Genomic DNA, 20,809 nt, shown 5'->3' with positions numbered 1-20,809 from the left:
ACTTGGCAGCGACACGACATGCCTGACGCCAGTTCTTACACCGGGGAGCCGGACGTGCTGTTCTCCGAGATCATTCTACAGAACAATCGCGCCGACCCGTACCCTCTCTACGCGCGGTTGAGGGAGATCCCGGTCTCGCGACAGCGCGATGGCAGCTACGTCGTGAGCTCGCACGCTGCGATCCGAAGCCTGATCTTCGACCCGCGTCTCAGCTCCGAGGACCTGCCGCCGTCGCGACGACCTCACACCGGAAACCCGCTGAGAGACTGGTTCCTCAACCCGATCAAGAACCGGATCGTCACCGCGCATCGCCCGCTGATCTTCCGCGACCCTCCGGACCACGACACCTTAAGACGCTTCGTGATGCGCCAATTCATGGTGGGGCGGGTGAACGCGCTGCGTGAAGGCATCGTGCGCGAGGTCGATAGGCTCATCGACGCATGTCGTGGCCGCGACAGGATCTGCTTGGTGGATGACTTCTCCTACCCGCTCCCGGTCACGGTGATCTGCGAGCTTCTCGGCGTGCCGCAGGCGGACGAGCCGCGGTTCCAAGTCTGGGCGACGCAACTTGCCACCGCCATAGAGCCGGACGCCCGCTACGACGAGGGGGGCCGCCACAGGACCGTGGCGGCCTTCGACGAGATCTCCGCCTACATGCGCGACCTGATCCGCGAGAAGCGGCGGCGCCCGGCCGACGACATGCTGAGCGGCCTTGCCGCCCCGGCCTCCGCCGGAGGCAAGCGGATGGGCGACTTCGACCTGATCGCCACCGCCGTCCTGCTGCTCGTGGCGGGCCACGAGACCACGGTGAACCTCATCACTAATGGGATGCTCCAGCTTCTGCGCCATCCGCACGAGTTGGAGCGGCTGCGCGCCGACCCCGAGCGGGCGCCGCGGCTGATCGAGGAATTGCTGCGCTTCGATCCGCCGGTGCACTTCCGGACCCGAAAGGCGCTTGGGGCTATCGAGATCGCCGGCGAGACCATCCCGAAAGGCGCACCGGTGATCCTGGTCTTCGCCGCCGGCAACCGCGACCCCGCTCGCTTTCCCGAACCCAACCGCTTCGACCCCGACCGTGAGGATAACCAGCACTTCGGCTTCGGTGGCGGCCTGCATTACTGCATCGGTGCGCCGCTCGCGCGGATCGAGGCCGAGATCGCCCTCGTCGCACTGAGCCGCAGGCTCGTGTCCCCACGCCTTCTCCAGAACCCGCCGCCCTACCGGCCAGGCGCCTCACTGCGGGGCCCTCAGCAACTCGGGATTGCCATCGACGGAATCCAATGAGTCTTGCCGCTACGCTGTCGTGAGCGGTCTGGATTAATGACAATTTGATCGTAGCTGTCGGCCACATACCTCAGGACTGAGCGTCCGCTTCGCCGGCTCTGATATCCGTAAGCGGACGTGCCGCTTACGGCCAGACTACGTCACGCCATTTCGCCAGCACGCGCGGGAACGGACGTTCGGCTTGGCGCCCGATTCGGTCGTTGAGCGAGCGAGCCATGCGACCCGGAAGCGGACATCAAAATGATGCCGGACAGGCGAGCGATGCTCGCTCAATGACTGCGACCCAATCGATCGTTGTGTTAATGCCGTGCCCGCATAGGTCCGGATCCGACATCTCTGAACATAAGTCGTTGTAAAAATCTAGACGTTGACAAGTTATGCCTGATTTCCTTCTCAAGTTTTGCAGGATAGTATTTGATTTTCCGGCGCAGGTGCCGTCCGATGACTAGAGCCGGCCATCGAACAACTCGTAGATGCCGCCAAACCCGACGCAGGCGTCATTATCTTCGCCGCCGTCCTCGGTGCAACGCTGCTGCCGGCGTCAGACAGCTGGCCCGCCGAGGCCTGCCTCGCGCGGGCGCTCAAGGAGGGGCAATGATGAAACCTAGGACGGCATCGGAGCAAGCGGACGTCCCGGGGCATGTATATGAAACATCATTTAAGAATCACGCACCATTTCTCAATCCGGAATGACCAAATAGACCAGCACGCCGAGCATCATCATGGCGAATCGGAAGGCCGATTCCTGACCGTTCCATGTCTTGGACATCCACATACCGAACCACTCACCGCCAATGCCCAGGAACCCACCCTGCCAGATCATGAATCCGATGCTGAGCCCGACGATGGCCGGCGTTTTGGCGCGCGCGAAACGGGGACCGGCCGCCGTCAGGTGCCGGAGCATCTGGATCGCGCCGAGCCATAGGAGCAGTGCGGCCAGAGTCTCCCCCAACACAATCAGGATGAAGGCAAACCATTGCAGCTCAGGATTGATGATAGCTCGATTGCGGACGCTAGGGTCCGGCGAAATGGTGTCCATCGACAGGACATGCTGCAAGAATGCCAGATTCAGATTTGGGTCTACGATGTTCCCCAGTGCCACCAGGCTGCATGTCAGGGCGATCGAGGCCACCAGGGCAATTTTCGACAGGCGCAACCACATGCCTGAGCCTCCAATGGCGGAATATGCTCGCGGCTTCGGGTTTCGCGGCCGCAAGCTCAGGGCGAAGCCTTCGGCGCAGGAGGCGGGCGAGCCGGTATCGGACACCTGCGGAGTGCCTTATCTAGCCCTTTGTCGCGGGTGCTGGCGGTACGGGGAGAATAATCTCGGCGGCGACCTTCCAGTCCGTCCCGATGCGCAGCCAATTGATGATCATCAGAAAGGGTCTGGGCGTTCCGTCCTGTCCCGCGTACGAAACGGTGATGTTCATCGGCACGTAAGACTCCGCGACGTCGTGCGTCAGTCCGACCACCTTGAGCTTCGAATAGTCGGGCTCGAGCACGACCGGACCGGAGCTGCCGATGTCATGCAGCTTTTGATCGATTGCCTCGTTGCCCCAATAGCCAGCCCAGTTTCCCTCGGCCGGGTTCGCGCTCTTCGCCACCAACAGGGTTGTCGGCGATTGCCAGAACATATCATGCAAAGCTTTGAAATCGTGCTTGTTGGCCAGTTCCATCAGCCGATTGAACTGCGCCCTGATCGCACCGACGCTCGCGGAATCCAGAGGCTCCGCCTGGGCGGCCGATGCTCCCGCGGCAGCCGCGGTGAAAAGAACCGCGGCGGTGAAGCTGGCAAGACAGCGCTTAGACATGCCGTAATTTCCTTCCCCATTTCGAGCCTGTCGGCCGGACAGCCGAACGACGCATCATTCCTGCGGCGCGGTCCCGCAGCCCCGAGACGCCAAGGCTCGCCGGCCGAACCCTGATCAGGCGGTCTTAGCTTGCACAGTCCCGCAGCAAGGCCGTGATCTTCGCATCTAGATCGCGGGCAACGGCGAGAGCTTCCGTGTTGCCATAGGGCAGCAGATAGCTCTCCATCCTGTCATAGGAGAGGTGCACGCCATCGGGCCGTTCATCGACAAGGATCGTGACCGGAGCATAGGACCCCGCGTCGGGCACGTGCTTGACCATCTCTTTCATGATGAGGGGATTGCCCATCAGAAAACGCACGCTCTTGGGTGCGTCGGACTTGGATTCGCGTCGCAGAACGGCACCCAGGTCGAATTCCGCAAAGAGCATGAAACCCGTGCGGCCGAGCCCACGCTGCACAACGCGCTCGAAATCCGAGGCGGAGGTTGCAGCCTGCGACGCCCGAACGAATTGGTTCCAGTCCGGCTGGCCGACCGCGGATTTGAGCGCCGTCACGACAGCGTCGAACGGTCTGGAGCTCAGAATTTTAAACCGCTCGACGGCAATTTTATCCACATTCATTATCGCCTCCGCACGAAATACATTCGATGGATCGCGTGCGTTCATGACGGAACGTCAGAACGATCACGCAATCGCCGGCACGTTATCCAGGCGGCACATCTCTCGGCAGGCGCAGCCGCTCCCGACGCGGACGGACCGGGAGCGGCCCTGTTACTTGGCGAGCGTGGCCTTCTCGATCGCCGCGGCGACTTCGTTCGCGTGAACGACGAGCGAGGCATGGCTGCCGGCGACTTCCGTCGTCTGGGCCGTCATAGCGGCGGCAAACAGTTTCTGGACTTCCGGTGCGATCACCTTGTCCTTCGTGCTGATCACGTAGAACGTCGGCTTGTGGTGCCAAGCGGCCGCATCGACCGGCGCTTCGAACGCCGTGTGGCTCAACGGAAGCTGATGGTTCGCCAGCGACTGGGCGATCTGCGGGGGAAGGTCGGCCGCGACCGCTGAGGGGAAGACTTTGGGATCGATGTAGAGATTGCCTTTGTCGTCGGGATGTATCGCCGCGGCACCTTCCGTGACCGGACCGCTCTTGGCGAGGTCCGCCAGCGATTGGCCCACGTCCGGCGCGAAGGCGGAAACGTAGACGAGCGCCGAGACCTTGGGATCGTTCCCGGCCTGCGTGATGACGACGCCACCCCAGGAATGGCCGACGAGAACCGTCTTGCCTCTCTGCTTTGCCAGCGCCTGCGCGGTGGCCTCGACATCGGCGGCAAGAGAGGTCAGCGGATTTTCAACGCGCGTGACGGTGTAGCCTTTTTTCGTGAGGATATCGGCGACGGGCTTCCAGCTCGATGCGTCGACAAACGCGCCATGGACAAGGACAATATTGTGAGCCGCGCCCTCGGGCAGCTCGGTGGCGTGCGCAGCGGCCAATGTCGTTGCAGACATCAGGGCTGCGGCTAGGGGCAGAACAACACTTTGCATAACAACTCCTGCCGACGGGCGGATAACGCGAGGTCGCGGTTGTTTAGGCGCTGCGAATTATCCGCGTCCTGAACCTTGCGTCAGGAACGATGGACGATGGCACGATGCGTCAACGCCCTCTGCACGACCTAATATGACTATCCCTTGACCGGTAGAGCTTGATCGTCCGCGTGTTGTGTCCGATCGTCCGGGACCTTATCGTCGCCATGATGGACGTCCTCGCCGAAGTACTCGACCGCGTGCGCCTGGGTGGGACGCTGCTGTTCCATTTCGAGCTCGGCCATCCCTGGAACCTGGCCCTCCCGCAACGCCCGTACGCGCTGTTCCATTACGTCAGCCATGGCTCGGCGACGCTCGCGCTTGATCAGGAGCGAGAATTCCACATGAGCGCGGGCGACCTTGTTGTCATCTCGCGCGGCGAGCCCCACGAATTCTACTCGGATCGCCGAGCAGAACCGTTCTCGGTCATCGATCTCGATCGGTCGTCCGCGCATCACGGCATTGTTCGCCATGGCGGCAGCGCCCCGCCCTGCTCCACGATGATCTGCGGCAAGTTCACCGTGGCACAGCCATCGCGGAGCAGCCTGTTGGAATTGCTTCCGCCCGTCCTCCACCTCAAATCGGCGGAGGACGGTGCGTGGCTCGAGCAGATCCTGCGGCGCATGGTGCGTGAGTCGGCGGAGCCGCGTCCCGGCCAGGACGTGGTCCTTTCACGATTGACGGAGGTCCTCTTCGTCGAGGTGCTGCGAAGCTGGTCGACATCGCTGCGTCCCGGCGAAGGCGGCTGGCTTGGGGCGATCACGGACCCACATATCGGACCGGCGCTTCGATTGATCCACAAGCGCTTGGATCGGTCTTGGACACTGGACGAGCTGGGGCAACAGGTCGGGCTTGGTCGCTCGGCGTTCTCGGCTCGCTTTACCAAGCTCGTCGGTCAGTCGATGTACCGCTACCTGATCGCGCGCCGGATGTCGGAGGCTGCTTTCCTGCTCGAGACGAGTGACCAGGGGATTGCACGCATTGCGACCGGCGTCGGCTACGAGTCCGTCGCCGCGTTCTCAAAGCTTTTTCACCGGCATCATGGTCTGTCGCCCGGCCGTTACAGAGCGACCCGCCACCTCAGAGGGGACGCGCAGCAGGAGAACGGCCTGTAACGCTGGTCTTTCGATCAGCCGAAGTCCGGGCCATGCGGAGCGGGCCGGTCCCATATCGGCGGCGCTTCCCCGGAGAGGTGGAGCGCCCGGCGTAACGAGAGCCACGACCGGCTTGCCCGGATGACCCGATCCACCTCGGTCACCAGCGCCACCGGCGTCGGGCCGGAGGCAAGCTGCGGTCAGATCCGCGTCAGCCGCGAGGCCAGATACCCGAGCGCCGGCGCGGAGGCGACAGCGCGCACCAGCTGCCTGGCGGCTGTGGGGGTCTCCGCCGCGCGCCAGAGCCATCCGGCCAGAGCGATTGGGACGGACGACCTGCGCGAGAACGATCGCTGGAAGCGTTCGGCCGGCTCACCGCGCGCGATCGCATCGGCCGCGGCCAAACCGCTGCACAGCGCGATGGCGATCCCTTCGCCCGCGAGCGACGGGATGACCCCGGCCTGATCCCCGATCCGGTAGAGGTTCGCGGGTCCCGCACCCGCGCGCCAGCCGTAGGGTACGTTCGCGACCGCTTGGGCGCGCCCGAGCGTTGCCGCGGCCAAGCGCAGACCGAGGGCGGGCGATTCCTCCGCGACAGCCTGGAGGAGCCGATCCGGTCCGCCGTCGACCTCGCTGAGGCGGCTTTGTCGGACGGCGAGGCAGAGGTTGGCACGGCCGTCCTCCTGGATGACCAATCCGGCATACCCGCCGCGGAACAGGTGCAGCTCCACCCGGTCGGAGAGCAACGTCGCGAGCGCCCGGCTCGCACCCAGGCGCCAGCGCAGCCCGACCGCGGCGTCCCCGTCCGGGCGCGGGCGCGCGACACCGCGCAGATCATGCTTGCCGGTCGCGAGGATCGTGCAGGGCGGGTGGATCTCGCCACCGTCGACAAGACGCACCCGGCCTTCCGCTAGGGCCCGCACCCCAATCCCGGTCTCGATCGCCGCGCCCGCCGCCCGGGCGCGCGCCCGGAGGGCCTCGTCGAGGACGCGGCGCGAGAGGGCGACGGCGGGTGCGGGCAGCCGAGCTTCGGCGCCGTGCCGCCCCGAGAACAACGCCAGCGCCTCGACACGATGGGCGCCGAGGGAAACGGGATCAACGCCCAGATCGATCAGGCGCCGGACCGTTGTCCAGCTCAGGAAGCCGCCGCACAGGGCATCCTGCGCTTCTGGATTCCGCTCGATCAGCAACGGCCGCAGGCCCGCCCGGGCGAGTCCGATGGCGGAGGCGGCACCGGCCGGGCCGCCCCCGATGATCAGCGGAGGCGCTCGACGCATAGCCGGAACGGGAAGCGGCGAGAGACTGACGCATCGGCGATGCCGGCCTCGGCGAGGATCGGCGGCCATTCCGCCGGCCGGTATGCGCGCGCGATCGAGAGCGTGCCGTCCTCGCGGACGATCCGATGCCATCCCATCGCCCGCGCCAGGATCGGAAAGCCCGCATAGGGCAGGGCGTGCCGGTACAGATCGTTGACCAGCCAGCCGACACGCGCCTCGGCTTCCATGAAGCGAAGGAATGCCAGCAGTTCCGGGTGATCCATGTGGTGCGCGACCAGGCTCGAGACGATCAGGTCCCAGCCCTCTCCGGCGAGGTCCGCGTAGGCGCCCGTGCGGTATTCGATGCGGAGCGCGCCGTCGGTTGCCGCGCGGGCGACCGGCGCCGAACGGGGGTTGATGTCGATCCCGACCAACGCCACGGGAACGCCCTCCCGGGCCGCCCAGCGCGCGATCCGACGCAGCATGTCGCCCTGCCCGAAGCCGACGTCGAGGAGCCTGAGCCGCCCGGCGCGCCGAGCCGCCCGCCTCAGGAAGGCCAAGGTTGGCCGCGCCGCCAGCGTCCACCGGTTGACGCGCGCGAGGTCTACAAGGAGCGCGGCGTATGCGGCCTCGGGCAGATCCGGCGCATCCATCTGTTCTTGCGCCGAGGCCCGGACCGCTAGCGATCGCGGGCGCTGGGGCCCGTGCCGCCCCGTGGTTCCGCAGGGCCCGGAACCTTGCGGAACCGGTGCCCTGTCGGGGCCGCGCGTCGGCGGCTCCGGCCATCGCTCGATCTCGGTCTCCGTCGTTGCCATCGAACACCTCTCGCGCGTCGACATCGAATGACGCCTCCCGAACCGGAATGCCCGCGCCTTGCGCCGGGAGACGGGCGGAGACCGGGCGCCGACATCCCGCCCGGATGTCGCAGCGTCTTTGAATCACGGCCGGCGCGCCCGGGATGCCGGATCCGGGCGCCGGAGGCGCGGAGCTAGGCCGCCTTTCGGAACATCATCGTTTCGGCGACGAGACCCGGGCCGAACGCCATCGCACAACCGACCTGGCCCGCCGTCGCCTGATCCATAAGCGCGGCGAGCACGAACATGACGGTCGCCGACGACATGTTGCCGAACCGACGCAAGATATTGCGCGAGACCGCCAAAGCGCTGGGCGGCAGCGCGAAGGCGCGCTCCACGGCGTCGAGCACGGTCCGCCCGCCCGGATGGACGGCCCACGCGTCGACGTCCGGAATCCGGTGTCCCGCCAGGAATTCGTCAGCGCGACCGCCGATCCCTTCCTGCACCGCCGCAGGCAGGCGGCCCGACAGGACCATGTCGAACCCGGATTCGCGGATATGCCAGGTCAGGAGCTGTCGCGTGTCGGGCGTGAGCAGGGCGTTGAACGCGTCGAGCCTCAGCCCCGTCGGATCGGCGGAGACGATGCTGGCAGCGCACCCGTCCGCGAAGAGGAGGAATGTCAGGATCTGCTCGAGATCAGAGGTCTCCTGGAGGTGCAGCGTGCAAAGCTCGATGCTCAGCACCAGGACCCGGGCTTGCGGCTCCGAACGAACGATGTGCCGCGCGATCTTCAGGGCGTTGATCGCGGCGTAGCAGCCCATGAAGCCGACCATCGTCCGCTCGACCGACCCCCTGAGACCGCAGCGCTCGATGATGTCGATGTCCAGCCCCGGTGCCGAGAAGCCGGTGCAACTCGACACCACGAGATGGGTGATGCGGTCCCGCTGATCCCCGAGTTGGAGTTTCTCGACCGCACGCGTCGCGAGCGCAGGGGCGTGCTCCTCGTAGAGTCGCATGCGGGCCGCGGTCGTCGGGAAGCTCCCGGGTCGATAGAGGCCGTCGGCATCCACGGCGTCGTTGCCCGGGTCGAGCCCGGGCGCGAGGCAGGAATACCGATGCTCGATCCCGCTGCGCTCCACCATGCGGTCCAGGATGCGCAGCTTGCGCCGGTCGTCAGCGAGCTGAGATCGGGCGAAGGCCGCGAAGGCCGCGTGGACGTCGTGGGGCGGGACGGCCGTCTCGATGCGGTTGAGGTAGGCTTCCGTCATGGCTTCGGCTCCAGGCTCGGCTCGGCGCGTCTGCGAACGAGCAGCAGGGCGGCAATCGCGACCACGTTGAGGGTCCCGACGAGCATCCAGGCATCGCCGATCGAAGCGGTCAGGGCCGCCTTCTCGACGAGCGGCGCGACGAGGGCACGCGTTGCTTCGCTGATCGGCTTGCCCGACTGGGCCGCGAAGACGGCCGGCGGGATGCCAACAAGTTTCGCGGCGTCGAGATCGCCGGACGCGAGTCGCGCGACGAGATCGGATACGTGGCCGGGAATCCGCCCGTAGATCACGGTGTCGATCAGCGAGAGGCCGACGGCACCGCCGAGATTTCGCATGAGGTTGAACAGCCCGCTGGCATCCGGAACGCTCTCGGCCGCCAGATGACCCAGCGCCAACCGTGTCGGCGCCAGCAGGCAGAACATGATGGAGAGCCCGCGTACGATCTGCGGGACGACCAGCGCGCCAGGATCCATCGAGGCCGCCTGGGTCGTGCTCAGGAACGAGCCGACCGCGAACAGACCGAATCCGAGGACGGCGAGCACGGTCGCGTCGACGCGCTCGTCCAGGGCGACGGCAAGCGGAGACGTGGCGAGTTGCGCCAGGCCGGTGACGAGCATGATCTCGCCGATCGCGAGCGGCCTGCGTCCCTGCACGTAGCCGAGGAAGACCGGCATGAGGTAGACGCAACCGTAAAGGCCCACCCCGCACGCGAAGCTGAGTGCCGAGCCCACGGCGAAGCGGCGATCCGCGAACATCCGGAGCTCGACGAGCGGATGGGCAGCCGCCAGGGTACGGCGGACGAACACGAGCGCGGCCACTGTGCTCGCGCCGAGATGTGCGACGGCTGCAGGCGCCACCCAGCCGGATTCCGGGGCCGCCTTGAGGCCGAGCTCCAGATTGCACAGGGCGACGGCCAGGAGCCCTAGGGCTGTCACATCGAGTTCGCCGAGCCGTCCGCGCCGCCGGTCACGCGGCAGCAGCCAGTACCCGCCGATGGCCGAGACGAGACCGGCGGGCACGTTGATCAGGAACAGCCAATGCCAGGTCGCCGTCTCAGTGATCCAGCCGCCGACGACGGGGCCGGCGGTCGGGGCGAGGACGGCGAGCGTTCCCGCGACGGCCGTGGCGATGCCCTGGCGGTTCGGCGGGAACAGCAGGAAGACGGCTGAAAACACGGTCGGGATCAACGCGCCCCCGGACGCGCCCTGGAGCGCGCGCCAGACGATGAGCGAGGCAAAGCCGCCGCTCGCGGCACAACCGCACGACGCGAGCGTGAACAGGGTCACCGATGTCACGAAGAGCCGGCGCATGCTCGCCAGGCGCGTGAGGGGACCCGTGAGCGGAATGACGAGCACCTCGGCGGTGAGATATGCCGTCTGGACCCAGCTGATCCGGTCCGGCGGGATCCCGAGACCCGCCTGGATCCGCGGAAGGGATGTCGCGACAATCTGGATGTCCAGGATGGCGATGAACATGCCGACGCACAGGATGGCGAAGCCGGCCCATGTTCGGGGCGCGGCGGTCGGCGCAGGCGCACTGGCCCCACCCCGGTCCGTTGGAGCCGGTCGATCGGCGGCGTCCGCGACGTCGCGGACGATCGGGACGGCAGCCCGGGCCGCGTGCCGGATATCGGGCATCCGCGAGCGAACGGCACCGACGGGACGCGGCGCCATTTCAGGGGCGTCCAGCCGCGGGCAGGTGGCCCGTCGGCGTCACGGCGTCCGAAATCACGGCGATCCTCATGTGACCCCTCTGCGCGACGGACCGTCCGCCGGCTCGCGGTCTACAGATCAGTTCGTGGCCCCCGGCGTCATCCTGTGAAATCTGACAGGCTTACATCGGACAGGCTGGGCCTAAGCCTTCGAAGCCCGGCCACCGGGTCCGCTGGGGATCGCCATGTCGTTGCTGCGCAAGACTCTGGCTTGGCGCCACTCCCTGGTCGCGAAGCTCGGTCTCATGGTGCTCCTCTTTATGGCCGCGACGGAGGGCGCCCGCCTCCTCAGCCTGGATAGGCTCGAACATGCCGACGCGCTCTCCCGCGAGATGCACCACCGCTGGCTAGAGCGCATCCGGGTCCTCGGGAGTCTGAACCACGGGATCTCGGACGCGCGCACCGCGGAGGCCGAAATCCTTCTCGGCCCGGATCCCGTGGACCGCCCCGATCGCCTGGCGTCGCTGCAGCGCATGTCCGCCCATCTCGCGGAAGTGATGACACGCTACGCGGAGCTGCTCCGGCGAGACGAGGACCGGAGCGAGCTCGTGCGGCTGCAAGACCTGTGGCGCGCGCACGCAGCCGTGGCGGAGCGCGTGGCCGCGCTGAGCCGGGACGGCGAGGCCGACCAAGCAATCCTGCTGTTCAACGACGAGTCGAAGACCACCTTCGACGCGGCCCGTAACGCCGCCTTCACCCTGACGCTCGTGACAGAAGCGCGCGCCGAGGCCGACCGCGGCCGAGCGGCCGCGGCCATCGCGGAAGCTCAGGACTGGGTCTCCGACCTGATGCTCGGGACCCTGGCGCTGTTCTTCGCCATCACGGTCTACGTCTGGCGCGCCATTTCGCAGCCGCTCCTGCGGCTGGCTGATCGTATGCGGCGTCTCGCGGATTACGAGACCGACTTCGCGCTCCCCGACGAGAAGCGGCCAGACGAGATCGGGGCGATGGCGCGAGCGCTTGCGGTGTTCCGGAGCAATACCACCGAGCTTCTTGAGTCGCGCAAGCGCCTAGCCATACAATCCGGGGCGCTAAGCACCGCCTTGCGGAAGGAGCGGGCGCTCGCCGTCGAGCAGCGCAACTTCATAACGACGGTCTCGCATGAATTCCGCACGCCGCTGATGGCGATCGACGGAAACGCGCAGCGGCTGATCGCGACCAAGGACCGGGCCAAGCCGGGCGACATCGCCGATCGGGCACACCGCATCCGGTCCGCCGTGTTCCGGATCGCGAGCCTGATGTCGGGCCTATCGCGGGCGCTGGAGGATACCGGCGGAAACTTCCGCCCGCGCATGCGCCGCTTCGACCTCGCCGCGATGCTGCGGTCGTTGTGCCGGTACTATCGCGAGATCGGGATGGGTGGTGAGTTGGTCGACGACATGTCGGATGCATCGCTGGAGATCGTCGGCGATCCCGACCTTTTGCATCTGGCCGTCAGCAACCTTCTCTCGAATGGGTTCAAGTATGCGTCGAACAGCGACCCCGTCCGACTGCGGGCATACCCGTCCGGCGCCGGCGTCGAGATCGTCGTCGAGGACGAGGGCGTGGGCATCCCGCGCGGCGAGATCGGACGCATCCGCGAGCGCTACTACCGGGCGAGCAACGTCGGCACGATACCGGGCACGGGGATCGGGCTGAGCCTCGTGGAGGAGATTGCACGCCGCCATGGTGGCCGCCTGGTCATCGAGAGCGAAGAGGGCCGCGGAACCCGTGCTATGCTGGCGCTGCCGCGAGACGGGGCGCTGTCATCCCCGGAGCCGGAGCATGCCTAGGATACTCTGCGTTGACGACGACGAGGAGACAGCGAGCCTGCTCGCGGAAGCCCTGGTCGACCTCGGATACACGGTGGAACTCGCCTCGGACGGGGAGGCGGGTTTGTCGGCCATCCAAATGTCACCTCCGGACTTGGTCCTGTGCGACGTGCGCATGCCGGGGATGAACGGCCTGGACTTGCTCGAGCAACTGGCTGCGACCGCCCCGCACCTCGCGCGGATCCCATTCGTGTTCCTCACGGCGCTCGACGATCGCGGCAGCGAGATCGCCGCGCGCCGGAAGGGCGCGGATGACTATCTCACCAAGCCGGTCGACTTCGAGATGCTGGCTGTCGTGGTGGAGCATCGTCTCCGCGCGGGTCGAGGCGGGCAGAGCCAAGACGCGTTGGGCCATCTGACCGGCCGGGAACGGGAAGTGTTGACCTGGGCCAGCCGCGGGAAAACGTCCGCCGAGATCGCCCTGATCCTCGATCTGCGGGAGCGAACCGTCAACTTCCATTTCGACCAGGCCATGAAGCGCCTGAACGTCGTCAATAGAACGCATGCGGTGGCCCGTGCGCTCTCGTTGCGGTTGATCGATTGACGGATTTCGGCCGCGCGAACGGTTCCGGCAGACGGTCTGGTCGCGCGCTCCCCATGATGATGTCCTTCGTCCGATCAGACATGCGACGGTCCTTGCCTGCAGCCCGGGGAAGCCGTGGCGCGGATCAGCATGCGTGGGACTGTCCGGTCAGCGACGTCCTAGGGGTTGGCCGGCAGCCTCAAGGATGAGGTCCGCGACGTATGGTGCCTGCGAAATTAGGGACAGGTGGCTCGCCGCGAGTTCCACGGTCTTCGCGTTCATGCGCTTGGCCATGAACCGTTCGAGGTCCGGGTTGATGGTCCGGTCCTCGGTCGACACCGCGTAGAAGCTCGGCTTCGATCGCCACGCCGCCTGGGTTGTCCTCCCGGCCAACAACGCTTTGTGGAACGGCTGCTGGACCGCGAACAGAACCTTGGCTCGGTCCGCCGGTAGGTCGCCCGCGAAGTCTCTCAGGAAGGCCGCCTCGCTCAGGCGCCCCTCGTCGCCGTCGAACACGATTCCGGCCGAGGCCGGCGGCGTCGGATAGGTCTTGGCCAGCGCGGTGTAATCCTCGCCGGCATCGGGCGCCCGGGCCGCGACGTAGACGAGGGCGGACACCTTCGGGTCGATCCCGGCCTCGGTCACGATCATGCCGGAGAACGAGTGGCCCACGAGGACGGTCGGTCCCTCCTGCCGGGCTAGAACCCGCCGTGCGGACGCGACGGCCTCCTCGAAGGTGGTCAGCGGGTTCTGCACGGAGGTGACGTTCAGGCCCTTCTCCTGCAGCCGCGGGATCACCTCGGACCAGCACGACCCGTCGGCGAACAGTCCGTGGACCAGGACGACGCTGCGCGCACGCGGCAGATCCTAGGCCGGCGCCGTCCCGGGAAGCAGCGCGGCGGCGGCGCTGGCGAAGAGCGTTTGGCTGAACAGTCTCCGAGTCATCATGGCGGCCATCTCAGTTCCGGTTCGACAGGTGCAGGATGTGCCGTCCCTGTTCGTCGGCGGTGCGGGAAGGATACATCCGTTGACGGCCGGCGCCCGCTGTGAGCAGGGGCCGGCGGCCACAATCTTCGTCTGCAGATAGATCTCACGTAACTGTTGAATGCGAGCGCTCCAGCGCGGCGAGCCGACCGGCCTTCAATCGTACTGCGCGCAGCTGCAGCCGAGAGCATGCGCATTATGCCGCCCCCCCGACGGAGGGATGCATCGTCGAGTCAACCGCGGAGTGTCCACTTCGATACCCGGGCTATCCGAGAGCGGACCTGCCGCTTTCGGCCAGAACCGTTTGCGACACGGATCATCGCTCGTTCGGAGACCACTCGGGGCTGTAGCCCCCGAGGGTCGGGTGATACATCTCGTCGCCGGAATGCTGCGTAAACTCAACGTTGAGGCGATCCTTGTGCAACCCGAGGATCTCGATGCAGTGGGCGCACAGCGCCTTGGCGACCTCCATCCGCAACTCGGCCGAGCGTCCCTTGCGGATGTCCAGCATCATCACGGACACCGGCACCGGCTCGCCGCCGACTTCCGGCATCCGCCACACGCCACCCTCGCCGAGTTCGCGGATGGCGACGCTGATCCGCCTGATGTCGACCGCCATCATCTCCGCATAGGTCCGGCTCATCTGCGCCGCGAGGCGCTTCTTGGAGGCCACGGGATGGGGGCCGATGACGTCCAGCTGAAGGTACGGCATGGATGGCTCCAAGTTCAGGCGGCGTTCGCGGTCGCAAGCCCGTAGCGCGCCGACGGCTTGGCGTTGCCGAACTTGGCGGCCAGGGCCCGGCGATCCTCCTCCCAGCGCGTCCAGTCGGACGCATCCTGCAGGCCCGGGATGGTGACAAGCTCGCCCTGGTCGAGACCGGCCAAGGCCGCGTCGACCAGATCGGCCGCCGACATGGTGATCGCGGACGTCTTCTGCGCCGCGTATCCTGCGACATCCCAGAATTCTGTGGCCGTCGCGCCGGGCAGCACGGTCTGGACGCGCACGCCCTTGTCCGTGAGGTCCTTCTGCAGCGCGTGGCCGAAGCTGAGGACATAGGACTTCGATGCGCTGTAGACGCCGTTCAGCATCTCGACCGCGATGCCGACCACGGACGAGATATTGATGATGGTCCCCGATCCCCGCGCCACGAAAGCGGGAGCGACCGCGTAGGTCAGGCGGGTCAGGGCGGTGATGTTGAGCTGGATCATCGCGTCCATCGCCTCTACGTCGGCCTGAAGGGTCGAGGCGACGGAGCCGATCCCGGCGTTGTTGACGAGCATGGTGATGCTCGCGTCCTCGCGCAGGCGAGCCTCCAGGCGCGCGAGATCGTCCTTGCGGCTCAGGTCGGCCTTGAACGGCTCGACCTTGCGCCCCGTCTCGCGGGTCAAGCGGTCGGCCAGCGCCTGCAGGCGCTCATCGTTGCGGGCGACCAGCAGGAGGTCGTACCCCCGCTTGGCGAGACGGTCGGCGTAGACCGCGCCGATGCCGGCCGATGCGCCGGTCACGACAGCGAGGCCCTTATTGGATTGAGTGGACATCGTCGTTCTCCTCTTCGTTCACGCCACGGCTTGGCGGCGCTCGATGGAAGGAAGCTACCGTTGCCCCAGCTCGGCGCAAATGTCATAGTTGCGTCGATTTAGGTCATAGGAGGCGGGCATGCAGCGCGTCGGCTTCGTCGTCTATCCCGGCTACTCGATGATGGCGCTGGCGGCCGTGCCGGCCTTTGAGGTCGCCAACCTCGCGTCGGACGAAGCGACCTATGACATCCACTTCATATCTGAGCATGGAGGGCCGGTGAGTGCCTCGGCCGGCATGAATATGGAGACGAAGGCATTCGGCGAGGCGCCCTTCGACACGCTGATCATCGGCGGCGGCACCTTCGTGCAATCATCGACGCCGGGCCTCGTCGCGCTCGTTCAGCGTGCGGCCGCTCAGGCCCGGCGCGTCGCCGCCATCTGCACGGGGGCCTTCGTCCTCGGCGAGGCCGGACTGCTCGACGGGCGGCGGGTCACAACTCACTGGATGCATGCGCGGGAGCTACAGGCCCAATTCCCACAATGCACGGCCGACACGGATCGCATTTTCATCAACGACGGCCCTATCTGGACGTCGGCGGGCATGAGCGCCGGCATCGACCTCGCGCTCGCTCTGATCGAGGCGGATCTCGGCCACGAGATGACGAAGGAGATCGCCAAGAAGCTCGTGCTCTACCATCGCCGAGCCGGTGGCCAGTCGCAGTTCTCGACACTGCTCGACCTCGACGCGAAGTCGGACCGCATCCAGGCGGCCCTGACCTACGCCAAGCAGAACCTCCACCGCCCGCTCTCGGTCGAGGAGTTGGCGCAAGCCGCCCACCTCAGCCCGCGCCAGTTCAGCCGTGTGTTCCATGCCGAGACCGGCCAGTCGCCGGCCAAGGCGGTCGAGAACCTCCGGATCGAGGCTGCGCGAGTTTTGATGGAACGCAGCCGGCATCCTATTGACGCCGTCGCCGACCAAACCGGCTTCGCAGACCGCAACCGGATGCGTCGCGCGTTCCTTCGAGCGTTCGGGCAGCCGCCACAGGCTATCCGGCGTAATGCGCGTGGGGATTTGAATACGACAAATGCGTAGCGTTGGCCACCCGCGGTCAAACACCCCTTGCAGAATAATTTGCCCCGAACGTCTGTTTCATTGCGACGTTCTGATAAGTAAATCTGTCTAATTCGAGTTTTGGCAGCGCGTCCGATTTTCTAGTAGGTCAGCGCAGAGGCAGGCCGGCGGTTTTCGACCACATTTGCCACCACGAAGCGCTCACCTAAACATCTTAGATAGGCGGTTTCGAGACGGTCTATTTTCGGACGACAACGTCTTGCAGCCGACATCGCCGCCGGAACCGCTTTCGACCCACATGAGCCGTCCGCGGTTCAGGAAGCTCGATCTGAACGCCGACGTCCAATGGGACCTCAAACGCGCACTACGTATCGAACCCCACCTGAAATCATACTGTAACGAGGCATGACCAAGAGACACCGACGTACGCCAGAAAGGGTGTCGAATGGCTATCTACATACTCGTTGCTGGATCGTGGCACGGTAGTTGGTGTTGGTCGCAGGTCGTGCCGCTGCTTGAGCGAGCCGGACATCGCGTTCTGACACCCGATCTGTACGACGTGATCTCCGGTCAGCACTCCGCGGCAAAACAGCCGCTCCAAGCTTGGGCGGATCAGGTTGCCGCGATTACTGCCGCCCAGAACGAACCGGTCATTCTCGTCGGGCACAGCCGCGCCGGCCTCATCATCAGTGAAGTGGCCGAACGCATACCTCATAAAATCGCGTCACTCGTTTATCTATGCGCTTTTCTTCTCAAAGATGGTCAGACGTTAAATGATATCGTGCAGGAATCGGTCAATGCCGAGGCGTTTAGTAAGGCAATAATATTTGATGATGACGGAAACTGTACCGTCAGCCGCGAAGGCGTCAAAACATTTTTCTACAACGAAACGCCTGAACCGCTCGTGCAGTTCGCGTGCGAACGCCTTATTCCCGAGACAACTAAGATTTGGTCGACGCCGATCCACGTTACTGAGCCTCGCTTCGGGTCGGTCCGACGAGCCTACATCACGTGCGCGAAAGATCAGGCGATCCCGATCGCTCAACAGCAAGCCATGCAACGAGCCACTCCAGTTTCGCACACCGTCGCGTTGGAGAGCGATCACTCGCCATTCTTTTCTCGCCCGAGCGAATTGGTCGCTGCGCTTGAGCATATTCGGCAAGCAGACTGAGGGCGGAAGAGCTACTTGCGATGGTAGCAGCGTCCGCTTTCCAGCGGTGCCTCTCCCATGCCGTTCCGACCGGGTTGGGTCGGTAGGAGGCCGTCCGGTTTTCCGGCCGGCCTTCTCCGAAGCGGTCATTCCGCTTTCGGCCAACGACGGCCGCCACGCATCACTCCCTGAACGTCTCCGCTGGGTGGTTTCCCGCCGATCCGCTTCCGGTCGGCAATGCGTGGAAGCGGACGCGGCCGCGCCTGTCTCCGAGACGTAGGCGGAGTTGTCCCGTCCTGCCAACCCCGGCAGGATGAGGCTATGGAGCCCGACGAGGTTCAGGATAATGTGGCGGCTACATTGGCTTGAGGCGTCCGGCGATCTGGATCCCTGGCGTAGCACCATCGCCGAAGAGGTTGAGATCGCTCGAATGGCTGTAGCGGGCGTCTTGCCGGTGTCGCCGCTCGACATACTCGTGCAGCGCCTGCCCGGCGCAGTGATCCCAGAGACTGGCACGACGGGACTGGCGATGCGCCCTGGCCTGTTCTCCCTCACTATCGACCCCGACAACCCAAACTTCTCCCATGCGCTTCGTGATGGAGACCTGCGCCGGACTGTGGCGCACGAGGCCCACCACTGCTTGCGCATGGCTGGACCCGGCTACGGCTGGACGCTGGGTGAGGCCCTGGTGAGCGAGGGCCTGGCGGGGCAGTTCGTGAGCCGCCTGTTCAACTCGCTGCCCGAGCCGTGGGAATGTGCCGTGACCGACGAGGTGCTCGCGGCCAACTTGCCGGACACCGCGACGCTCGTCGGCAACGGGCACGACCACCGTGCGTGGTTCTTCGGCTTCGGGGGACGGTATCCGCGTTGGCTCGGCTACACCTTAGGCTATCGTATCGTGGGCGATTGGCTGGAAGCGGGAGCCGACCTTAGCGGTGACGCATGGATCAACGTTCCCGCGCATGTGGTAATCGACGCCGCGCGCGGGCGCACGTTGTTGACCACCTGATGCCGCCCCCATTCAAGGTCGAGTTGGCCGAACACGACCCGCACTGGTCAGAAGCGGCTGAGGCGCAGGCCGCGATCCTGCGCGTCGCGCTCAAGCCAATCTTGTTTGCCGTCCACCACATCGGATCGACCGCTATCCCAGGTCTGACAGCAAAGCCCATTTTGGATCTCATGCCGGTCGTCGGCGACCTCCATGAGCTGGATCGGCGCAGAAATGACCTCGAAGCTATCGGCTTCGCATGGTGGGGCGAGTTCGGACTGCCGGGGCGGCGCTACGCGACGAAGGACGAGCCCCTGTCTGGGCGGCGGCTCGTGCAACTGCACTGCTACACCGCGGGATCGCCCGACATCGACCGCCACCTCGCATTTCGCGAGTACCTTCGGAAACGGCCAGAGCTCGTCGCCTCCTATGAGCAGGAAAAAGTCCGGTGCCGGGCGCTTCATCCCGACAACTCTCACGCGTATGGTGCGTGCAAGAGCGCGTGGATCGAAGCCGTTGAAGCCGCTGCTCTGGCTGATTGGCGGCGTTCCACCTCTAACGGCTGATCTCCTTCCGCATTGGAACGCAGTTGGCATCGCGTCCGAGCATCCGTGGCAGATCGCCCTCGAAGCGATGCCACCCTGTCGCGGCGTAGAACCCTTCGGCGTCCGCAGCCGCGTTCACGAACAAGATGCCGATGCCTAGACCGCGTGCGTGCTCCTCCACCCTGGCGTTCAGGATGCGCCCGTGACCCCGTCCACGAACGGCGGCAGCGATCGCCACGAGCCTAATGATGCCCGTGCTGTCCCGCAGATCATCAAGCCTTGTCGTGCCTATCCCCTGCCCGTTGAACATCAGCAAAAGGGGGTGGTGGTCGGGCAATCGCTCTTCGGCGCGGGTCTCGTCATATCCGGTAAGTCCCCGCTCCTCCCAGAGAACGGTGCGTCGGATAGCGTGATAGATCCGCCAGTCGGCCTCGCTGGCAACACGAATGAGGGCGGGAGCCATCGGTCGAGCATACCCATTCGACGTCTGCATTGCACCCCAAGTCAAAGTTGCCGGTTCGAACTCGCCGGACCCTTCTCGGACCATGGTGTGTCCTCTAGACCTTCAGCATGGACGAAGCCCTCGACCGCTTGATGATGGGCCACGCGCTCGGAGAGGCTCAGCGGGCCTTAGCCAAGGCGTACTTTCCCGTTGGGGCCGTATTGGCAGCCGGGCAACAAGTCATTGCAACCGGACACAAGGCTATGGGATCGAACCATCTCGACCACGCTGAGATGGTCGTGTTCCACTCGGCATTTCAAGGTAATTACAGCTTCTCGCGCCAAGATGGCTTGTGTCTTTATACGACGCTCGAACCCTGCATCATGTGCTGGGGAACGCTGAGACACCTGCCCGTCACAAGACTGGTTTACGCGATGGAGGATGCCTACCGGGGCTGCGCGCAAATTTCTGACGCCGCACTACCTCCTCGGCATCAAAGCCGACCGCTGCTTGTAAGTCGGGGGATCCGTAGGGAAGAGGCGCGGGAACTGTTCCGCCGGTTCCTCGACACCACGCACGAGCAGTTCTGGGTGAACGGCGGTGCTGCAGAGTTCGCTGAGGCTGTGCGCGCACCGTCAACCGGCTGCTGAACCTCCGAACACACCGTAGATGGTGGCAGAGCTATGGCCGCTTTCGGGGAAGCCTCTGCAACCATCTCTGCGGCTGAGTTGGGTCGATAGGAGGCTGTCCGCTTTTCTGGCAGCGCCCCGCCCACAACCTGCTGAAGCTGGCACAGGGCGGCCGCTGAGCCCGCCAAGCCGCAGCCTCTGCTCAGGCCTCGCCGCTCCATCCCGGCTCCAAACCCCGTTACTCAGACGCGCTCCTAGAGCCGGTCCCGCGCCGCTTGAGACGGGTTTGCGGGTAGCGCGTTGGTGGGTGAAGGAGCTTGCTCATGCCTTCACCCCTGTCTGTGGACCTGCGC

At 65.5% G+C, this 20,809-nt stretch carries 20 protein-coding genes and 1 pseudogene; 9 read left to right on the top strand and 12 right to left on the bottom strand.

The genetic code is table 11. The annotated features are described in order from the left end of the window. Positions 1 to 18: 18 nt before the first annotated feature. On the top strand, positions 19 to 1,284 hold the full coding sequence (locus CIW48_RS27840) for a cytochrome P450 (RefSeq protein ID WP_149313663.1): 1,266 nt from the start codon (positions 19 to 21) through the stop codon (positions 1,282 to 1,284). A gap of 679 nt (positions 1,285 to 1,963) precedes the next feature. Here the strand turns inward: CIW48_RS27840 and CIW48_RS27835 are convergent. The 4 genes from CIW48_RS27835 to CIW48_RS27820 form a co-directional block, all read right to left on the bottom strand. Then, entirely contained in the window at positions 1,964 to 2,446 is a 483-nt protein-coding gene (locus tag CIW48_RS27835) for a DUF2165 domain-containing protein (RefSeq protein ID WP_149313662.1), read from the bottom strand. A 121-nt stretch (positions 2,447 to 2,567) separates the two neighbouring features. Then, a complete protein-coding gene (locus tag CIW48_RS27830) occupies positions 2,568 to 3,095 on the bottom strand; it encodes a hypothetical protein (protein WP_149313661.1) in 528 nt (175 codons plus the stop codon). Between the two features lie 124 nt (positions 3,096 to 3,219). Continuing rightward, complete coding sequence (locus CIW48_RS27825; RefSeq protein WP_149313703.1) at positions 3,220 to 3,714, bottom strand: DUF302 domain-containing protein; 495 nt, start codon at positions 3,712 to 3,714, stop codon at positions 3,220 to 3,222. 150 nt (positions 3,715 to 3,864) lie between these two features. Continuing rightward, entirely contained in the window at positions 3,865 to 4,632 is a 768-nt protein-coding gene (locus CIW48_RS27820) for an alpha/beta hydrolase (protein ID WP_149313660.1), read from the bottom strand. Between the two features lie 209 nt (positions 4,633 to 4,841). Between CIW48_RS27820 and CIW48_RS27815 the strand changes: the two genes are divergently transcribed. After that, positions 4,842 to 5,786 (top strand): AraC family transcriptional regulator, encoded by a 945-nt coding sequence (locus CIW48_RS27815; protein ID WP_149313702.1) that lies wholly within the window; start codon positions 4,842 to 4,844, stop codon positions 5,784 to 5,786. Positions 5,787 to 5,965: 179 nt separating this feature from the next. On the opposite strand, the gene CIW48_RS27810 is transcribed toward CIW48_RS27815, so the two are convergent. From CIW48_RS27810 to CIW48_RS27795, 4 genes are all read right to left on the bottom strand, one after another. Then, positions 5,966 to 7,042 carry an FAD-dependent monooxygenase gene (locus tag CIW48_RS27810; protein WP_149313659.1) on the bottom strand — a complete coding sequence of 359 codons (1,077 nt, stop codon included), beginning with the start codon at positions 7,040 to 7,042 and terminating at the stop codon, positions 5,966 to 5,968. Beyond that, a complete protein-coding gene (locus tag CIW48_RS27805) occupies positions 7,021 to 7,674 on the bottom strand; it encodes a methyltransferase domain-containing protein (protein WP_149313658.1) in 654 nt (217 codons plus the stop codon). The genes CIW48_RS27810 and CIW48_RS27805 overlap by 22 nt, the downstream gene beginning before the upstream one ends. 335 nt (positions 7,675 to 8,009) lie before the next feature. Continuing rightward, positions 8,010 to 9,083 (bottom strand): type III polyketide synthase, encoded by a 1,074-nt coding sequence (locus CIW48_RS27800; RefSeq protein ID WP_149313657.1) that lies wholly within the window; start codon positions 9,081 to 9,083, stop codon positions 8,010 to 8,012. Beyond that, on the bottom strand, positions 9,080 to 10,756 hold the full coding sequence (locus CIW48_RS27795) for a DHA2 family efflux MFS transporter permease subunit (RefSeq protein ID WP_246695445.1): 1,677 nt from the start codon (positions 10,754 to 10,756) through the stop codon (positions 9,080 to 9,082). Before CIW48_RS27795 ends, CIW48_RS27800 begins: the two co-directional genes overlap by 4 nt. A 223-nt stretch (positions 10,757 to 10,979) precedes the next feature. Between CIW48_RS27795 and CIW48_RS27790 the strand changes: the two genes are divergently transcribed. Both CIW48_RS27790 and CIW48_RS27785 read left to right on the top strand, forming a co-directional pair. Beyond that, positions 10,980 to 12,566 carry an ATP-binding protein gene (locus tag CIW48_RS27790; protein WP_149313656.1) on the top strand — a complete coding sequence of 529 codons (1,587 nt, stop codon included), beginning with the start codon at positions 10,980 to 10,982 and terminating at the stop codon, positions 12,564 to 12,566. Beyond that, the gene (locus CIW48_RS27785; protein ID WP_149313655.1) at positions 12,559 to 13,149 is read left to right on the top strand and encodes a response regulator transcription factor; all 591 of its coding nucleotides are present in this window, start codon (positions 12,559 to 12,561) and stop codon (positions 13,147 to 13,149) included. Before CIW48_RS27790 ends, CIW48_RS27785 begins: the two co-directional genes overlap by 8 nt. 147 nt (positions 13,150 to 13,296) lie before the next feature. Here the strand turns inward: CIW48_RS27785 and CIW48_RS27780 are convergent. The 3 genes and pseudogenes from CIW48_RS27780 to CIW48_RS27770 form a co-directional block, all read right to left on the bottom strand. Continuing rightward, positions 13,297 to 14,076 (bottom strand): annotated as a pseudogene (locus tag CIW48_RS27780) (alpha/beta hydrolase). 352 nt (positions 14,077 to 14,428) lie between these two features. Next, on the bottom strand, positions 14,429 to 14,824 hold the full coding sequence (locus CIW48_RS27775) for a tautomerase (RefSeq protein ID WP_149313654.1): 396 nt from the start codon (positions 14,822 to 14,824) through the stop codon (positions 14,429 to 14,431). A gap of 14 nt (positions 14,825 to 14,838) precedes the next feature. After that, positions 14,839 to 15,651 carry an SDR family oxidoreductase gene (locus tag CIW48_RS27770; RefSeq protein ID WP_149313653.1) on the bottom strand — a complete coding sequence of 271 codons (813 nt, stop codon included), beginning with the start codon at positions 15,649 to 15,651 and terminating at the stop codon, positions 14,839 to 14,841. A 118-nt stretch (positions 15,652 to 15,769) separates the two neighbouring features. Between CIW48_RS27770 and CIW48_RS27765 the strand changes: the two genes are divergently transcribed. The 4 genes from CIW48_RS27765 to CIW48_RS27750 all read left to right on the top strand — a co-directional run bounded on the left by CIW48_RS27765 (position 15,770) and on the right by CIW48_RS27750 (position 19,406). Further along, positions 15,770 to 16,723 (top strand): GlxA family transcriptional regulator, encoded by a 954-nt coding sequence (locus CIW48_RS27765; RefSeq protein WP_149313652.1) that lies wholly within the window; start codon positions 15,770 to 15,772, stop codon positions 16,721 to 16,723. A gap of 424 nt (positions 16,724 to 17,147) precedes the next feature. Continuing rightward, the gene (locus tag CIW48_RS27760) at positions 17,148 to 17,873 is read left to right on the top strand and encodes an alpha/beta fold hydrolase (RefSeq protein ID WP_149313651.1); all 726 of its coding nucleotides are present in this window, start codon (positions 17,148 to 17,150) and stop codon (positions 17,871 to 17,873) included. 325 nt (positions 17,874 to 18,198) lie between these two features. Further along, positions 18,199 to 18,861 (top strand): DUF2268 domain-containing putative Zn-dependent protease, encoded by a 663-nt coding sequence (locus tag CIW48_RS27755; protein ID WP_246695444.1) that lies wholly within the window; start codon positions 18,199 to 18,201, stop codon positions 18,859 to 18,861. Next, positions 18,861 to 19,406, top strand: coding sequence for a GrpB family protein (locus CIW48_RS27750; RefSeq protein ID WP_149313650.1), 546 nt, complete (start codon positions 18,861 to 18,863; stop codon positions 19,404 to 19,406). Before CIW48_RS27755 ends, CIW48_RS27750 begins: the two co-directional genes overlap by 1 nt. Here the strand turns inward: CIW48_RS27750 and CIW48_RS27745 are convergent. Next, positions 19,396 to 19,848 carry a GNAT family N-acetyltransferase gene (locus CIW48_RS27745; protein ID WP_173009423.1) on the bottom strand — a complete coding sequence of 151 codons (453 nt, stop codon included), beginning with the start codon at positions 19,846 to 19,848 and terminating at the stop codon, positions 19,396 to 19,398. The genes CIW48_RS27750 and CIW48_RS27745 overlap by 11 nt on opposite strands. A 107-nt stretch (positions 19,849 to 19,955) precedes the next feature. On the opposite strand from CIW48_RS27745, the gene CIW48_RS27740 reads away from it, so the two are divergent. After that, positions 19,956 to 20,477, top strand: a complete 522-nt coding sequence (locus CIW48_RS27740; protein WP_149313648.1) for a nucleoside deaminase — start codon at positions 19,956 to 19,958, stop codon at positions 20,475 to 20,477. Positions 20,478 to 20,809: the final 332 nt, after the last annotated feature.

The organism is Methylobacterium sp. P1-11 (genome assembly GCF_008329595.1).
GTDB lineage: Bacteria > Pseudomonadota > Alphaproteobacteria > Rhizobiales > Beijerinckiaceae > Methylobacterium.
This window is presented reverse-complemented; position numbering and strand designations above follow the sequence as displayed.

Coding starts and splice junctions, on each gene's coding strand:
- CIW48_RS27840 (WP_149313663.1), top strand. CDS start 19: ATGCCTGACGCCAGTTCTTACACCGGGGAGCCGGACGTGCTGTTCTCC.
- CIW48_RS27835 (WP_149313662.1), bottom strand. CDS start 2,446: ATGTGGTTGCGCCTGTCGAAAATTGCCCTGGTGGCCTCGATCGCCCTG.
- CIW48_RS27830 (WP_149313661.1), bottom strand. CDS start 3,095: ATGTCTAAGCGCTGTCTTGCCAGCTTCACCGCCGCGGTTCTTTTCACC.
- CIW48_RS27825 (WP_149313703.1), bottom strand. CDS start 3,714: ATGAATGTGGATAAAATTGCCGTCGAGCGGTTTAAAATTCTGAGCTCC.
- CIW48_RS27820 (WP_149313660.1), bottom strand. CDS start 4,632: ATGCAAAGTGTTGTTCTGCCCCTAGCCGCAGCCCTGATGTCTGCAACG.
- CIW48_RS27815 (WP_149313702.1), top strand. CDS start 4,842: ATGGACGTCCTCGCCGAAGTACTCGACCGCGTGCGCCTGGGTGGGACG.
- CIW48_RS27810 (WP_149313659.1), bottom strand. CDS start 7,042: ATGCGTCGAGCGCCTCCGCTGATCATCGGGGGCGGCCCGGCCGGTGCC.
- CIW48_RS27805 (WP_149313658.1), bottom strand. CDS start 7,674: ATGGATGCGCCGGATCTGCCCGAGGCCGCATACGCCGCGCTCCTTGTA.
- CIW48_RS27800 (WP_149313657.1), bottom strand. CDS start 9,083: ATGACGGAAGCCTACCTCAACCGCATCGAGACGGCCGTCCCGCCCCAC.
- CIW48_RS27795 (WP_246695445.1), bottom strand. CDS start 10,756: ATGGCGCCGCGTCCCGTCGGTGCCGTTCGCTCGCGGATGCCCGATATC.
- CIW48_RS27790 (WP_149313656.1), top strand. CDS start 10,980: ATGTCGTTGCTGCGCAAGACTCTGGCTTGGCGCCACTCCCTGGTCGCG.
- CIW48_RS27785 (WP_149313655.1), top strand. CDS start 12,559: ATGCCTAGGATACTCTGCGTTGACGACGACGAGGAGACAGCGAGCCTG.
- CIW48_RS27775 (WP_149313654.1), bottom strand. CDS start 14,824: ATGCCGTACCTTCAGCTGGACGTCATCGGCCCCCATCCCGTGGCCTCC.
- CIW48_RS27770 (WP_149313653.1), bottom strand. CDS start 15,651: ATGTCCACTCAATCCAATAAGGGCCTCGCTGTCGTGACCGGCGCATCG.
- CIW48_RS27765 (WP_149313652.1), top strand. CDS start 15,770: ATGCAGCGCGTCGGCTTCGTCGTCTATCCCGGCTACTCGATGATGGCG.
- CIW48_RS27760 (WP_149313651.1), top strand. CDS start 17,148: ATGGCTATCTACATACTCGTTGCTGGATCGTGGCACGGTAGTTGGTGT.
- CIW48_RS27755 (WP_246695444.1), top strand. CDS start 18,199: ATGTGGCGGCTACATTGGCTTGAGGCGTCCGGCGATCTGGATCCCTGG.
- CIW48_RS27750 (WP_149313650.1), top strand. CDS start 18,861: ATGCCGCCCCCATTCAAGGTCGAGTTGGCCGAACACGACCCGCACTGG.
- CIW48_RS27745 (WP_173009423.1), bottom strand. CDS start 19,848: ATGGCTCCCGCCCTCATTCGTGTTGCCAGCGAGGCCGACTGGCGGATC.
- CIW48_RS27740 (WP_149313648.1), top strand. CDS start 19,956: ATGGACGAAGCCCTCGACCGCTTGATGATGGGCCACGCGCTCGGAGAG.